This is a genomic window from Rheinheimera sp. F8, from assembly GCF_001518915.1.
Window position 1 is genome coordinate 2,909,764 of sequence record NZ_CP013656.1, and the last position, 15,376, is coordinate 2,925,139.

The following is a 15,376-nucleotide window of genomic DNA, read 5'->3' on the forward strand; positions in this document are numbered from 1 at the left end:
AAATCAGAAAAAACAGACTATCCACGGACTGAGCCTCCCGCCATCACTTGCTGATAAAGCAGATTAAGCTGGTCTGCAGTGTGTTGCCAGCTAAATCCGCAGGCGTGCGCCCGGATCTGGTCCCGGTCGAAGCGACGTTGCTGACATTGTTTGACTGCCGTGGTCAGTGCTGCGCTGCTGCGCTCTGCTAATAACAGCCCCACATCATCATTTTGCAGCATTTCTGCTGCAGAGCCGACCCGGGTCGAGATCACCGCTGCACCACAGGACATCGCTTCGAGGATCACATTGGGCCAGCCTTCGCTGCTGGACATCAATACCAGCGCATCAGCAGTGGAGTAAAACCGGCACAATTCCTGTTGCGGTCTGTTGCCGAAAAACTGCACCCGATCGGTCAGGCCAAGCTCAGCACTTTGTTGTTGCAATGCACTAAGTTCCGGACCACCGCCAACAATCAGTAGGTGTACGTCGGGTAACTGAGCTAATGCACATAACACCAAGGCATGGCCTTTGAGTGGCACCAGATTGCCGACCATCAGCAAGGTATAAGCATTGCCAAGCCCTAACTCGGTTTTTAATACCTGCTGGGACTGTAGCTCCGGTTTAAATTGCTGCTGGTCGACGCCATTGGGCAACACGATAGCTTTAGCCTCAGGGCAACCGAGTCGCAACAGACCGGCTTTCAATCTCTGACTGACCGCACCACAATAACTACTGAGCCGGATCGCCTGCTTGATCAGCAAACGCGGTAAGTGATGTTGTGGCAGGACTTCAATATCGCTGCCGCGGGCTGTGATCACCAACGGGAGTCCGGCAGCCTTGGCAATTTTACTGACCGCGTAGCCGTCCGGATAAAAATAATGACAATCGATTAAATCGAAATGACGCAGCTGCAGCGGGCCAGCGCGAAAAAAGCGTCTGAGTCCACTCAGCAGGGTAAAAGGATTCAGGTACATGCCGAGGTATGGGATCGCCAGATAAGTCGGGTGGTACACGGTAATGCCATGTCTTTGGCATTGTGCTGGCACCTGAATATTGTGATAACGACCTTGCCACCAATTAATAAAAGGATAGCGGGGGATTGGTGCCACCACAGTCAATTGGTAATCCGGATAATAACGTTGCAGTTCACGCAGCCGGGTTTCAATAAAGATACCATGGCGAAACTGCTCATCATTCGGATACAACGTGGTGATCACCAGAATGTTCATTTCAGCAAGCTCTGGTACAGCGGCAGATAGTTGCTAACGCTGTTGTGCCAATTACGTTCGGATTCAACATAATGCCGGCCGCGTTGCAACACGTCAGGCCACTGGGCACGGTTCGATAATAAACTGATGATTTTGTCGGCCATAGCACTGACATTATCCGCCTGAAACAAATAGCCGTTGACACCATCGGTGATCAATTCGTGGTGTCCGCCAACATCAGATGCCAGCACCAACTTACCCTGTGCCATCGCTTCGAGTGGCTTCAATGGCGTCACCAGATCGGTTAAGCGCATCGATTTACGTGGGTACACCAATAAATCGACCAGACTGTAGTAGTTGTCAATCTGCTGGTGTGGTACCCGGCCGGTAAAAATGACTTTGTCTGCGACGCCTAGCGACTGCGCTAGCTGGCGTAGTTGTTGCTCCTGTGGGCCACCGCCAACCAGTAACAAACGTAAATCCGGAGCTTGCTGCGTGATACTGGCCAGCGCGGCAATAGCCAAATCCAGCCCTTCATACGCATAAAAAGAGCCGAGGAAGCCTAACACCTGGCAGCCAGTCAGGCCGAGCTCGGCCTCAAGTTGGGCATTCTTGGGCCCACACATCTGAAAGTGTTCGACATTAACTGCATTGGGGATCACGGTCAGTTTATTGGCCGCGAAACCGCGCCCGACCAGATCTTTACGCAGGCCTTCACAGATAGTCGTCACTGCGTTTGCGCGTTTGACGACATAATTTTCCAGCTGGCGGGTCAGTGTGTAACGTAAATCGCCTTCTTTACAGCTGCCATGATCAACAGCCGCATCTTCCCAGAATGCCCGGATCTCGTACACCACCGGCAAACCACATTTTTTACTGGCTTGCAGCGCCGCCAAGCCATTGAGTGCTGGTGAATGCGCATGAAGTATGTCTGGCTTTTCCAGTGCAACGACTTCAAGAATACGTTCAGTCATTGGCCCGACCAGCGCCAGTTGATTAAATCCTGGTAGCTTAGTCATGATGCCGCTTGGCTGTGCGGAGCGATAAAACAGCAGATCGTCTGCAGTTTCAGTACCTGCGACGGCATTACCGTGTTTTGGGCTGGTGACATGGCAGGTTTGAATACCCAAAGCTCGTTGCTGGTTCAGGATCGAACGGCTGCGAAACGTATAGCCGCTGTGCAGCGGGATTGAGTGGTCAAATATATGCAAAACCTTCACGTCACAGTTCCTTTATTGCGATTGGCGCAAAAAATTCTCAAACATTAACAAGGTCCAAAGCGCTGTGCTGTGGTCGCGCTGACCTGACTGATGCTGATCGAGCCAGCGTTCTATCGTATCCATTTGAAACCAGCCGCAATTGCGCATCAGATCACTGAGTAATGCCTGACGCAGCTGCTGTTGCAGTGCGCCGCGAAACCATTCTGCCAATGGCACCCGAAAGCCCATTTTTGGCCGGTACAGGATGTCCGCCGGCAAATAGGGTTCCATGGCTTTTTTCAGCACGTATTTCCCTTCGCCTGCACGTAGTTTCTGCTGTGCCGGGATCTTCGCTGTCCACTCCACGAATTTATGGTCCAGGAACGGTACCCGCACTTCGAGACTGTTGGCCATACTGGCGCGGTCGACTTTGGTCAGAATATCGCCAACCAGATAGGTGCGGATGTCGATATATTGCAGCAGCGCCAGTTCATCGTGACCATCAAAGTCTGCCGCCACTTCGCGAAACAGCTGCAATGTGTTGTAGCCGGCCAGTTGTTGTTTCAGTTGAGGTGAAAACAGCTGGTCGCGTTGTTCTTGTTTTAATAACGATACGGCATGCAGATAACCTTCAACCTGATCCATCGCCAGCGCCTGAAAGGTGGTTTTAGCACGCAGAAAACGCGGCGCCCAATCCAGTTTCGGATAGAGTTTACCCAGCGGTTTGAAGATAGCTTTGCGCAACGCTTCCGGCAGTTTATTGCGGACCTGCTGCTCGGCCATCAACATTTTGTAGCGCCGGTAACCAGCCAGCAGTTCGTCCGCACCATCGCCTGACATACAAACGGTTACTTTGCTGCGTGCCAGTTCACACACCCGGTAGGTGGCGAGGGCGGAGGAATCGGCATAAGGTTCGTCGTAAAAATGAGCCAGTTGCGGGATCAGGCTAAAGTCATCGGACTTAACGATTTTGCTGTCGTGCTGCGTATGATAGCGTTCAGCGATGTGCTGGGCATAACTGGTTTCGTCATAGGCCGCTACATCAAAACCAATAGAACAGGTTTTGACCGGCTGGTCTGACATGCCGGCAATCAAAGCCACCACAGCGCTGGAATCAACGCCGCCGGATAAAAATGACCCGAGCGGAACTTCAGTTACCAGATGGCTGGCAATCGCCTGATTCAGTTCCGCAACCAGCTGTTGCTGATAGTCGGCATCAGACAGCTCGATTTGAGTTTTGTAACTCAGATGCCAGTAGGTGTGCAGCTTCGGAGTCGCAGCTGAGACTGACAGCGCAAGTGTCTGCGCCGGGCATAATTTCTGTACTGACTGATAAATAGTGGCGGGTTCTGCGACATAACCAAGAGTGAAATATTGCTCAATCGCTATTGGATTAATGGTCTTGTCCAGTCCTGGGATCAACTTCAGGCTTTTCAACTCTGATGCAAAATATAAGGTCTGGTCAAACAGGGTGTAAAACAGTGGTTTAATGCCAAGGCGGTCTCGGGCAAGCAGCAGGCGCTGTGCAGCTTTATCCCAGAATGCATAAGCAAACATGCCTTGTAACCGCTCGACACAGGCATCACCCCACTGCATGTGACCACGCAGGATCACTTCAGTATCACAATGGGTTTTAAATACATGACCCAACGCTTCCAGTTCAGCGCGCAGTGCCATGAAGTTATATATTTCGCCATTAAAAATCAGCACATAACGACCAGACTCGTCGGTCATAGGCTGCTGGCCACTGGCAAGGTCGATAATCGACAGCCGGCGGTGACCCAGGCCAATCTGCTCATCGATGTATTGGTCGCCCTCATCAGGCCCACGATGATATTGTGCCTGGTTCATCGCGGCCACTAAGGCTGCGTCAACCGGACGTCCGGCCTGTAACCGAAACATGCCAACGATGCCACACATAACAACTTCCTAATGGTTAATTTGCTGATAAAGCGCCAGATATTGCGATACCATAGCCTGTTCACTGAACTGCCGGCAAACGGTTTCCCTGCATTTTATGCTTTCAAGTTGCACCCGCTCCGGGTCGTGCAGATAGGTCAGCATCATTTCGGCCAGGGCCGTCGGATCTGCGACCGGTACCAGACTGCCACGACCGGCGGCCAGCAGCTCAGGCAGGCCGCCCACTGCAGTGGCAATGACTGGCAGTCCGCCTGCCATCGCCTCTAACACCGTCATTGGAATACCTTCGGCAACGGAAGACAACACAAACAGCTGGCTTTGTGCCATCAACTCAGCGATGTCGTGACGCTCGCCCAGCAATTTCACCTGTTGCGGTGTAAACCCAAGTCGCTGATATTGTTGTTGCAGCCGTTCGCGTTCAGGGCCATCACCGACCAGCCAAAGCTGACATGGCTGCTCGCTTTGTTTAAGCACAATGGCCATAGCTTCTAACAAAGAACACTGGTCCTTAACGGCAGAGAGTCTGGCCACATGGATAAAGGTAAAGGGACGTGCTTTGATTGGCGATGGACAAAATTTTTCTGTATTGACACCGTTGTAAATCAACTGATTTTTACGCGCAGGGATCCTGACGACCTGGTCCATCCAGCGATGTAAATCTGCGCTGACCACAACATAGGTCTGCAAAAAAGGACTAACCAGCCGGCGCAGCCATTGATACTTCTTATTTTCACCGTTGGGGTCGGAGATATCGCGACCGTGCTCGGCATGCAAATGACCGGTGACGCCAGCCAGCCAGGCGATTGGGTGATATTCAAGGGTCGCCAGATTATAACTGTGCAGAATGTCGGGTTTGATGTCGCGCAATAAGCGCCATAGCTTCAGATGAATACCCAAATCTTTGCCAGGCCTTTTGTGCAGGCAATACACTGCAACATCTGTTGGCAATTGGCTGGCAAATTCAGTCGCAATAGTCAGGCTGATCACTACATGGCGGCATTGAGTCGCCGGCAACTGGCGGATACAGTTCAACATGACGCGCTCAAGACCACCGGTGTCCAGACTATAAATCAGATGGGCTATTAACATCGGTTCTGTCTGCATCAACGGATAACTTCCAGTTGCGCCAGCGCGCGTTGCAGATTTGCCGGTGGCAGGTCGGCGATTTTACTGGCAAACAGCACCGCTCGGACTTCGGAAAAGCTATGTTCGTTCAGCAACAAAGCTTGCACCTGATACCATTTCGCGGTCAATTCAGAGGTTGTTTGCCTGTTACCAACCCGATAATAAAATGCCAGCGTCTGGAAATCACCGCTGCTGTTACGTAGTTCCAGCAACGCAACCGGTTTACCGTCGCCAACCATCAGTTGCTGCTGCTGCATCACACGCCACTGCCGGCGCTGATATAGATTATTTTTCCAGCCGATCAGCTCGCCTTTGTCCTGTTTATGGCCAAATTGGGCAAACAGGTATTGTACGCCAAGGTCATCAACGGCCTGAAGACGTTGCAGGCCGTCAAAGAAGCCAGGCTGCCAAGACTTACCGGTTTGAGCTACCAGGCCTGCCGGCGCTGCGGCTACGGACGGCTGCTCCGGCGTTGCCGTGACACTGATTTGGAAACGCATGGTAAAACACAAGACTAAAATTGCCATGCCGGCGCCAAACACCGGTAATGCCGTCACTGGTTGTGCAGAATGAACCACTGGTACCGGCTTTGGCTGCGGATCTGCACATTTCCCACCGAGCCAGAACATCAAAAACATCACCAGGGCAAAGAAAAACCAGCCGTAAATAAAGTGATCCATGCCAAAGCCGTATTGCATCTGAGTAGTCTCACCAATCCAAATCAGGAAAAACGCGCGGAAACAATTCGCAATGACGGAAAAAAGCAGGATTGAAACCATAAACAGCAGATGTTTCCACCAGCGTTGGTAGGTTAAATATGAAAAAACAGCACCAATCGCCAGCGACGCGATCAAAAAACGCAAGCCAGAACAGGCTTCCGCGACTTCAAACTGGCCTACGGGTGTTGTCAGATACAAACCTTCCCGCAGCACCGGAATGCCCGACCATTGTAACAGCATGACGCTGGCATTGGCGGTGATATCCTGCAGAGGCGGATTGAGAGCATCGCCAAATGGCACCATAAAAATCAGATAAAACAATGGAAAAGCAACCTGATAGGCCAATTTCCAGCCGAGTAATGACAGCAGTAGTAACTGCAGACTGAGTATCGCGCTGAAATGAGTCAGGGTATTGATATCCGCAATGTAACCCACGAGCCAGATGCTGCAGCAAGCGATTACGGCCAGCAATGGCAGCCAGGTCGGGCGGGGCAATGCGGTGATGAGTTCCCGTCGGTCGTACAATAACCAGGCCGAGATCAATGGGATCAAATAACAATGCGTATAGGTATCCGATTCCTGCCAGATTTTTTCCATACTCTGCAGCGTCGGCCAGAACACAAAACCCCAGCCGAGCAGCACAGCGGACAGCAACAACAAGAATTGAACCGGCTTAAACTGTGACATTGCCAAGATAACCAGACAGCGGTGCTAAAGTTGCGGGCCAGGTAAAGTTTTGCTCAACCCAAACGCGGTTCGTGCAGCCTTGCTGCGGTTGCTGCAACATGTGCAAACACAAAGTGGCAAACTCGGCTGCATCATCGCTGGCTGCCAAATAGTCGGACAATGGTGCGTTGATGCCTTCCATTGCCATACAGCTGGCGACCACTTTTTTGTCCATCGCCATCGCTTCAAGCACTTTGTTCTGAATACCGCGGGCGATCCGCAAAGGCGCAACGACCATGTCGGCATTGGCCAGATAAGGACGGACATCATCGACCCGGCCGGTCACCCACACCTGATCTTTGCCGTGTAAGGCCAGGACTTGTGAGGATGGGTTACCACCGACAATATAAAAATGTAAATCGGGCTGCGCTACTCTGATCTGCGGCCAAACATGCCGGCAAAACCAGGCTACAGCATCGACATTGGCCCAATAATCCATGGCGCCGGTGAACACCAGATAACGACCATGCAACGGATATTCGGCTGTTGACAGCGTTTGTTCAGGATTAAAGAATCGGGTATCAACACCGTTCAGGACAGCGTGAATTTTGTTTGCCAAGGCAGCTGGCATCAACTGACGGAACATTGCGGCTTCATCCGGAGACACAAACAAGCTGTAATTAAAGCGTTCACAATATTGCTGTTCATAGCGTTGTAGCTGCCGATGTTCGCGGTTGTAAACCCAGCGCATCACGCCAGTTTGATGCTCCGCATATTGGCGCCATTTATCGGAATCGATATCAATGTAATCAATGACCCGGTGCAATTGGGCAAATTCCGGGTGATCAACGTATTGCGCCATCGACGACGAAAATACAAAAACTTTGTCAATTTTATGTTTCTGAATGGTTTGTTTGACCCAGTACCGTAGTTCCGCATCATAAAAGTAGGGCAGTGTGATCGGCTTGTTAGTCAAAAAGGCGCTGAGGCCCTTTATTTTTGACACCAGCTTGCGTTGCCGGCGGCATTTGAACTCGACACACCAATCGGCCAGTTTATCGATGTACTGGAAATCGTATTCGTCATCAATAAAACAGCCAAGATAAACTTCATACTGTTCAGACAAAGCTTTTAATAAATTGAAAGAGCGAATTTTATCGCCTTTATTTGGCGGATATGGAATGCGGTGGCAAAGATACAGCAGTTTGGGCTTAGCCATGCTGAACACCTGCCTGACCTGCGACACCGGTAGGGGAGTCAGAATTATGTGCTAAAACACTTGTACCGCAGGATCCAGCAGATAGACCCAGAACAAAAGCGATCGGATGAGTTGCAGGCAATGGGTGGTACATCTAAATCCCTTAGTTGTTATTTTTCTTACTTAAATCGTTGCAGTTCGCTCTGATAAACTTGATCCAGACTACCCCAGTTGAACTGGGTCAGCAATTGCCCCAGCTTATTTTCCATTCGGTTCAGATTGACATAATGACGGAAACGGGACTTTAACGGCGCACCTTGTACCCGTGGCTGCTCCGGGTCTATTTCCCACGGGTGGAAATAAAACATATAAGGCATCTTATCTTCGCGCAGAAAACGTGAAATCAGCCGGCTACTCAACCAATACGGCATCAGCCGGAAGTAGCCCCCGCCAGCGATCGGCAGCTGTTTGCCGTGCATCACTAAAGTAGGCATTGGGATCTCTAACAGACCTTCCGGGCGAAGATAAGGCTGTTGTGGCCAGTCAGGGACGCCATACAGATCGTGTTTCACCGGGTAAGTGCTGGAACTGTAGCTGTGACCGATTTCTTTGAGGATCTCAAACGCCCATTCACTTTGTTTATTGATGGAGAAACTTGGTGCCCGATATCCGACAATTTCTTGTCCGGTCAGTTGTTCCAGCATGTCCTTAGCCCGCAATGCATCGGCTTTAAATTCAGCCGGGGTTTGCTGGTGGACTTTCGTATGCGCGTAGCCATGGCTGGCGACCTCGTGGCCGCGGCGTTGTACTTCTTTAACCAAATCAGGGAATTTTTCAGCCACCCAGCCAAGAAAGAAAAAAGTAGACTTGGCATTGTGCTCGTCAAATAAATCAAGCAGGCGACGAGTATTGATATCAACGCGTGGCACCAGGCCATTCCAGTCTGCGGGCTGAATTTGTTTTTCAAACGCCGCGACGTGGAAATAATCTTCCACGTCGACAGTCATCGCATTGAGTTTTGATAAAGCAGCTGACATCAGAATTAACGGCCCTTGCCAAAGATTACTATTTCAACTGTTCTGATCAAAATGACCAAATCAAGCAACAAGGTCCGGTGTTTGATGTAATACAGGTCAAACTTCAGTTTTTCTTGTGCGTCTTCAGTCGTTGAGCCATATGGGTACTTCAGTTGCGCCCAGCCAGTCAGGCCAGGTTTTACATTATGGCGTTGATTGTAATAAGGAATTTCTTTGACTAATTTCTCGACAAATTCCGGACGCTCTGGCCGCGGACCGACAAAACCCATATCACCTTTGATGATATTAAACAGTTGTGGCAGTTCGTCGATCCGGTATTTGCGGATAAATCCACCGATTTTGGTGACCCGTGAATCGTTTAGTGTGGCCCACTGCGCACCACCGGCTTCGGCGTCTGGCCGCATACTACGGAATTTCAGGATCTGAAATGGTTTACCATCGATGCCAATCCGGATCTGCCGGTAGAACACTGAGGCGCCGGTGCGCCGTCCATCGTCAAAATAAATTACCAGCGCAGTGATCAACATCAGTGGCCATAACGCCGCCAATACAAACAGCGCCAGTACAGCATTTAAGCGGTGATCCAGACTGGTTTTAAACCGGTGGTTCATTTCAAAACCATTCGAATAAATCACCCAGCTTGGGTATATAAGGTTCACTGCGATCTGCCCGGTTTCCTGCTCAATAAAGTCGAGGATTTCGATCACATCGACACCGCGGGTTTTACACTTAAACAAATGTTCAACTGGCAGCATGTTGCGCCGTTCATCACAGGCAATGACTAACTGCTCGATTTCGTGCTCAACAGCGTATTCGTAGAGGCTGGTTTTATAATCGAACTGGATAACTTTTGAATCCGGGATATGGCCTTCCTGGTCGCCGTCGATTTTCACGAACCCGTGGATCTCAAAGTTTTTCCGGTCGACATTACGACGCATGCGGCGCTCGATAATCGACGCGCGCTCACCCGAACCAAGCACTAAAACGCGTCGGCGGCTGATTTTGGTAATATCGTGATAGTGGAACAACATCCGGAATGAGGTCAGCGTGATTAACGAAATCAGCGACGAAACCAGATTAAAGATAAAGCCGAGATGTAAAGAGGGGATCAGGCTGAAGATGAATACTTCGAGCAGAATACCTGCCAAAAACAAGGTGATTAGTACTCGTTTAAGCACTCCACCTGTATCTTCACGCAGTTTCTGGTCATACAGACCTACTGACAATGCACACAACATGACGCAGCCGGTATATAACACCGCGTTAATAGCAGCCAGTTCCTGATCTATCGGTTGATAAAACGATAGAATAAAAGAAGCCGCAAAACTTGACGCCAGTAGTAATAGCATTTCGCCCAGCAGAAAGAGTTTCTCTGCAAGCGTGTTTCCCCCGTAACGAACAGCCTTATTCATTAATTACTTCTTCCCGGAACATTCTGAATTAAGTGCAAATTTCCGCACAGTGATCTTGACTTAGTTAAGCAGAGGCAGAAGTATACGCCGATGGTCTGGAAACTGGAATTAAATTTTTATGATAGCCGTCACAGCTATGTAAAATTCAGTTATATTAAAATCGCATCAGTAACAAAGGACGTATAAGAAATGAAAGCAAGTTCTGCTATTGCCGTGGTCGTTGGATCTGTGATGTTACTTGGGTTGCAGGCTTGCAGCACCAACGAATTGCCAGGCGCTACTGTACAACCGGCACGCACCACTGCGGTTGACCAATACAGCTACCTGATCGGTCCAAATGATTCAGTGACAATATTTGTCTGGCGGAACCCTGAATTGTCAGGTTCATTTATTGTCCGCCCGGATGGAAAAATCAGCACCTCTCTGGTCGAAGATGTTCCCGTCGCCGGCCGCACACCGACGCAGTTTGCCCGCGATATGGAAAAAATTCTCGCTAAATACATTCGCGATCCGGTCGTGACTGTTTCGGTTTCAGGATTTGTGGGTCCGTTCAGTGAGCAAGTGCGCGTGATCGGTGCCGCGGCAAAACCTCAATCCTATCCTTATCGCCAATACATGACTGTGCTTGATCTGATGATCGCTTCAGGCGGCCTGACTGAATTTGCCAGCGGCAACGGTGCCAAGCTGGTTCGGGTTAAAAATGGCAAACAAATGACTTATGACGTTCGCCTGGACGACCTGGTGCGCGACGGCGACATCTCTGCAAACGTTGATATTTTACCCGGTGACATCGTCATTATCCCTGAAGCTTGGTTTTAAAATCGCGTCTGCGGAGTAGTTAGATGAAGGAATTAAACCTTGCGCTCGAGATGTTGCTGGTTTATCTGCAAGGGATTTGGCTTCGACGCCGTTATATAATTTTAACGGCGTGGTTGATTTGTCCTCTGGGCTGGTTATTTGTCTTTAACATGCCACCGACCTATCAGGCCGAGGCAAAGTTATTTGTTGAGACCCGTTCGGTCCTCGCGCCTGTCCTGCAAGGCCTGACGATCAGAGACAATCCTCAGCAGGAAATCGAGTTGATGGCACGGACTTTGTTAAGCCGGCCGAATCTGGAAAAAATCGCCAAAGCAACCGACATGGATATTTATGCGTCGGACAGCGCTGCCTATGAAAAACTGATTGACGCCCTGAAAAATGATATCAAGCTCGGGTCTTCAGGTCGGGAAAATATCTACGTCATCTCTTATTCAAATGCCTCGCCGAAAATGGCTTTAAAGGTTGTTCAGGAAACTTTAAATACCTTTATTGAAAACCGCGTCGGTGATTCCGTAGCCAGTTCGAAAAAGGCTTCTGAATTTCTTGACACACAAATAACCGACTATGAGAGTCGCTTAGTTGAAGCCGAGCGTCGCTTATCCGAATTCAAAAAAGAGCAAATCGCGTTAGGGCCGTTGTCTGACAGTAATTTTTATGGTCGGATTGAGGGCGAAAAAGAACGGCTGGAAGAAGCTCGGTTAACACTGCGGGAGTTGCAAAGCAAACTCGAGTCTTCACGCCGGCAGTTGCGTGGCGAAGATCCATTGGCATCAAATCAGTCCGGTGGAAATTCAAGCCTGACAACTCAATATGATGATCGAATTAAAGCTCTGCAGAATCAGTTAGACGCTTTGTTGATTCGTTACACAGACCAACATCCGGACGTGGCGGAAACTAAACGGCTGCTGGATTCGTTGCAGGTGATGCGTAAGCAGGAAATTGAAGCGTTACAACAGGCTGCCCGTGGTAACCCAAGTGCAAGCAGTGGGTCACAAAACGAGGTGTATCAGAATCTGAAGATCATCACATCAAATCTGGAGAATGACGTTGAGTCGGCCAAGGTTAGGGTGAAGAGCTTTGAAGAAAAGCTGGAAACGCTGGAACGCCAGCGCAACGTAATTCCTGATATAGAGGCCAAGTTTGCGGGATTAAACCGCGATTACGAGCTGACAAAATCGAAGTACGAAGAACTGTTAAGTCGTCGCGATGCATTAAGTCTGAGCCAGAAAGCTGACGAATCGCAACAAGACGTACAGTTCCGCGAAATCGAGCCACCACGGGTACCAATGAAACCGTCGGGCCCACCGCGTATTGTGTTTTACACCTTGGTATTATTTGCGGGTGTGATTGGCGGTCTGGCGATGGCATTAGTGCGTAGTCAATTGCAACCGGTAGTAACGTCTGCGCTGCAGTTAAAGACAATTTCAGATTTCCCGGTTTTTGGTCTGGTTTCTCATACATCCAAAGATGTGTTATTGCGTCAAAGCAAAAAACATCTGTTGTATTTCCTTGCACTCTCCGGAGTACTGATGCTCTGTTATACCTTGCTGGTCACCAATGAGCTGGTATTTGGTATTACAGCGAAACAGATTTTAGGATGGTTGATATGAGTACGATAGAAAAAGCACTGGATAAACTGGGGCAGGCAATGTCAGCGCCCACAGAGACTGCGAGTGCGGACATGCCGGTAGCGACCATTGAACGGTCGATTGCGGAGCCTGCTGACCATAGAACCGCCAGTCAGTTTATTGATATTGATTTAGAGAGTTTATCCAAACGTAATTTCGTAGCCAAAGCAACCGAACGCAAACTGATATACGAAGAGTACCGGGTGATCAAACGCAAATTGATTAACAATGCTTTTGGTCCTCTGAGCAGCAGCTTGCGCAACCCGAATCTGATCCTGGTATCCAGTAGCAGACCTGGTGAAGGCAAGACATTCACGTCGGTGAATCTGGCATTGAGTATTGCACTGGAGCAGGACAAAACCGTGTTGTTGGTTGATGCCGATGTGCTTCGGCCAAACGTCTCCCGCACGCTGGAGATCAGCGTGCCACGAGGCCTGACTGATTATCTGAGCTCAGACAATGTCGATGTTACAGACATCATGTACAGCACTAATGTGGAACGGCTGAAACTGATTGCGGCCGGTAAACCCCACCATCTGTCTACTGAGCTACTCGCCAGTGACAAGATGGCAGCGTTGGTGAACGAGTTTGCATCACGCTACCCGGACCGGATCGTTATTTTTGATGCACCACCATTACTGGGGGTCAATGAAACTTCGGTATTAGCCGGCATGTGTGGTCAGGCTGTGATTGTGCTTGAAGAGAACAAAACCAAACTGAATGAGCTGGAAAAGGCCATCAGCATGCTGCCGCCTGATTTAGCCACAGGTTTTGTGATCAACAAAGCGCATTACAGCAGAGACAAGGGGTATGGTTACGGATATGGATATTATGCAGAGTAATAGAGTACCAACACTGCGTTTTGCCACCTTGTTGCTGGCTATGTTGCCAGCGATGGCGCGGGCTGACTTTGATATTAAACCGTCGCTGTCCAGTGCTATTTACGCCTATGGTATTAAAAATCAGACGGTTGAAGCTGATGAGGGGATGGCGTATGAAGTCTTACCTGAACTGGATTTGTCATTTCGAGGCAGTTGGCTGACAACGAGCCTGAATTTGCAAAGCCAGAATCTGGTATTTGATGACGCCCAACGCGATAACGAAAACCTGTTTAGTTATCGTTGGTCTGGCAGTGCCAGTTTCCTCAATGAAGCCTTGGATTTGCAGGTCGGGGCCCGCCAAAGTAACAGAACGGCTTCAGACTCGACGTCCCGCTATCAGGACGAAATCAGCGCCACCGGTGATTTGGCAAAAGTTGAATCGCAGTTTGCTTCATTGTCCTTTTCCCATGACCGTTTTGATTGGGCCATGATGGATTTTGGCCTCAATGCCGTCCGTACCAAATCAGATCAATCGATATCGGTATTTGATGAGCAAAGCGGCGAGCAGGTTAGTTTAGAAAACAGCAGTCTGGCAGGCACTTTTGGCCTCAGGACGCGTGATCGCAACCGGAAATTTTTCTGGGGCTTTGAGGGTAACGCGACTAAAACAGAACGTGACGTGCGTGAATCGCAATACAACCGCCGCGCACAAGGGGTTATCGGAGTGCCGTTTTTCTGGCGGATCTCAATGATTGCCACCGGGTCTGTTGAAAGCAACAGCAATATCGCAGGCGCGAGTTCAGTATTTGCTCAATATCGTAATCACCATTCGGTCGGCGGTGGCCTGGAATGGAAAATTACCGACAGGTCCTGGTGGAACATCACTTATAACAAAGTGAATAACGCCAAAGAAGCCAAGGAATATATCGGTACCACGTTTGAACTGGCGCCGTCGCGCCGGACAAAACTAACCGGTTCACTGGATAAGCGCTTTTTTGGCAGAACTGCGCAGGCCAAAGGAACTTATAGTTTAAAGCACTTAAGGATGGAGCTGAGTGTCAGCGATACAGTCGGTTCATTACTGGGGTTTAATGACGGTGATTTGGAAAGTTCACTGTTTGTCTGTCCTCCTGGCGTGACGCCGGGTTTGGACAATTGCTTTCAGCCACCGACAGCGTCTTATATTCCGGGGCAGGGCGAGCGGTTGTACAATATGACCAGACCGGCCTCAGATCTCAGTGAGTTTCTGGTGGTACGCCGTAATGTGTCGTATCTGCTGGGCTATGATTTTAACCGGTTAAAACTCAGCAGCAGAATTGGTCAGCGCAAAGATCAGCTCATTGAACGGAATGCGGTTCGCGAAGACAAATTTATTAATGCGTCAGCGAATTGGCAGTTAAATGCGCGCAGCAGTCTGACATTGTCAGCAGATTATTCTGATTTGATTTATCAGGTCGATGGCAAAGACAGCTTTGGCGAGATGACCGGGATCGTTAAGTCAGTCAGTCTGAGTCTGAAGCGGGAGATTAACAAAGATTTGTCAGCTAATGCGAACCTGAAACGGATCGAGGTTGATTACCGCTCTGACAGTCGCGATTATCAGGAAAACCGTGCCTGGGTCGGGATTGAGTATAAATTCTGA

12 protein-coding genes are annotated in these 15,376 nt (G+C 49.7%); 4 read left to right on the plus strand and 8 right to left on the minus strand.

Going from position 1 to position 15,376, the window contains the following annotated elements; genetic code table 11:
* Window positions 1-17 precede the first annotated feature (17 nt).
* From ATY27_RS13060 to ATY27_RS13095, 8 genes are all read right to left on the minus strand, one after another.
* Window positions 18-1,211, minus strand: coding sequence for a glycosyltransferase family 4 protein (locus tag ATY27_RS13060; protein ID WP_208931068.1), 1,194 nt, complete (start codon window positions 1,209-1,211; stop codon window positions 18-20).
* Window positions 1,208-2,410 carry a TIGR04063 family PEP-CTERM/XrtA system glycosyltransferase gene (locus ATY27_RS13065; RefSeq protein ID WP_208931069.1) on the minus strand — a complete coding sequence of 401 codons (1,203 nt, stop codon included), beginning with the start codon at window positions 2,408-2,410 and terminating at the stop codon, window positions 1,208-1,210. The genes ATY27_RS13060 and ATY27_RS13065 overlap by 4 nt, the downstream gene beginning before the upstream one ends.
* Before the next feature lie 12 nt (window positions 2,411-2,422).
* Window positions 2,423-4,309 (minus strand): XrtA/PEP-CTERM system amidotransferase, encoded by a 1,887-nt coding sequence (locus ATY27_RS13070; RefSeq protein ID WP_208931070.1) that lies wholly within the window; start codon window positions 4,307-4,309, stop codon window positions 2,423-2,425.
* Between the two features lie 9 nt (window positions 4,310-4,318).
* On the minus strand, window positions 4,319-5,413 hold the full coding sequence (locus ATY27_RS13075) for a TIGR03088 family PEP-CTERM/XrtA system glycosyltransferase (protein ID WP_208931071.1): 1,095 nt from the start codon (window positions 5,411-5,413) through the stop codon (window positions 4,319-4,321).
* Complete coding sequence (xrtA, locus tag ATY27_RS13080) at window positions 5,413-6,840, minus strand: exosortase A (RefSeq protein ID WP_208931072.1); 1,428 nt, start codon at window positions 6,838-6,840, stop codon at window positions 5,413-5,415. Before xrtA ends, ATY27_RS13075 begins: the two co-directional genes overlap by 1 nt.
* Entirely contained in the window at window positions 6,827-8,038 is a 1,212-nt protein-coding gene (locus tag ATY27_RS13085) for a TIGR03087 family PEP-CTERM/XrtA system glycosyltransferase (RefSeq protein ID WP_208931073.1), read from the minus strand. Before ATY27_RS13085 ends, xrtA begins: the two co-directional genes overlap by 14 nt.
* 158 nt (window positions 8,039-8,196) lie before the next feature.
* Complete coding sequence (locus ATY27_RS13090; RefSeq protein ID WP_208931074.1) at window positions 8,197-9,054, minus strand: XrtA system polysaccharide deacetylase; 858 nt, start codon at window positions 9,052-9,054, stop codon at window positions 8,197-8,199.
* Between the two features lie 5 nt (window positions 9,055-9,059).
* Complete coding sequence (locus ATY27_RS13095; RefSeq protein ID WP_208931075.1) at window positions 9,060-10,466, minus strand: TIGR03013 family XrtA/PEP-CTERM system glycosyltransferase; 1,407 nt, start codon at window positions 10,464-10,466, stop codon at window positions 9,060-9,062.
* Window positions 10,467-10,655: 189 nt separating this feature from the next.
* Here ATY27_RS13095 and ATY27_RS13100 point away from each other — a divergent pair, with 189 nt between their 5' ends.
* The 4 genes from ATY27_RS13100 to ATY27_RS13115 are packed head-to-tail and all read left to right on the plus strand — an operon-like array spanning window position 10,656 to window position 15,376.
* A complete protein-coding gene (locus ATY27_RS13100; RefSeq protein WP_208931076.1) occupies window positions 10,656-11,285 on the plus strand; it encodes an XrtA/PEP-CTERM system exopolysaccharide export protein in 630 nt (209 codons plus the stop codon).
* 23 nt (window positions 11,286-11,308) lie between these two features.
* Window positions 11,309-12,895, plus strand: coding sequence for an XrtA system polysaccharide chain length determinant (locus ATY27_RS13105; RefSeq protein WP_208931077.1), 1,587 nt, complete (start codon window positions 11,309-11,311; stop codon window positions 12,893-12,895).
* Window positions 12,892-13,755, plus strand: a complete 864-nt coding sequence (locus ATY27_RS13110; RefSeq protein WP_208931078.1) for an XrtA-associated tyrosine autokinase — start codon at window positions 12,892-12,894, stop codon at window positions 13,753-13,755. Before ATY27_RS13105 ends, ATY27_RS13110 begins: the two co-directional genes overlap by 4 nt.
* Window positions 13,745-15,376, plus strand: coding sequence for a hypothetical protein (locus ATY27_RS13115; RefSeq protein WP_208931079.1), 1,632 nt, complete (start codon window positions 13,745-13,747; stop codon window positions 15,374-15,376). The genes ATY27_RS13110 and ATY27_RS13115 overlap by 11 nt, the downstream gene beginning before the upstream one ends.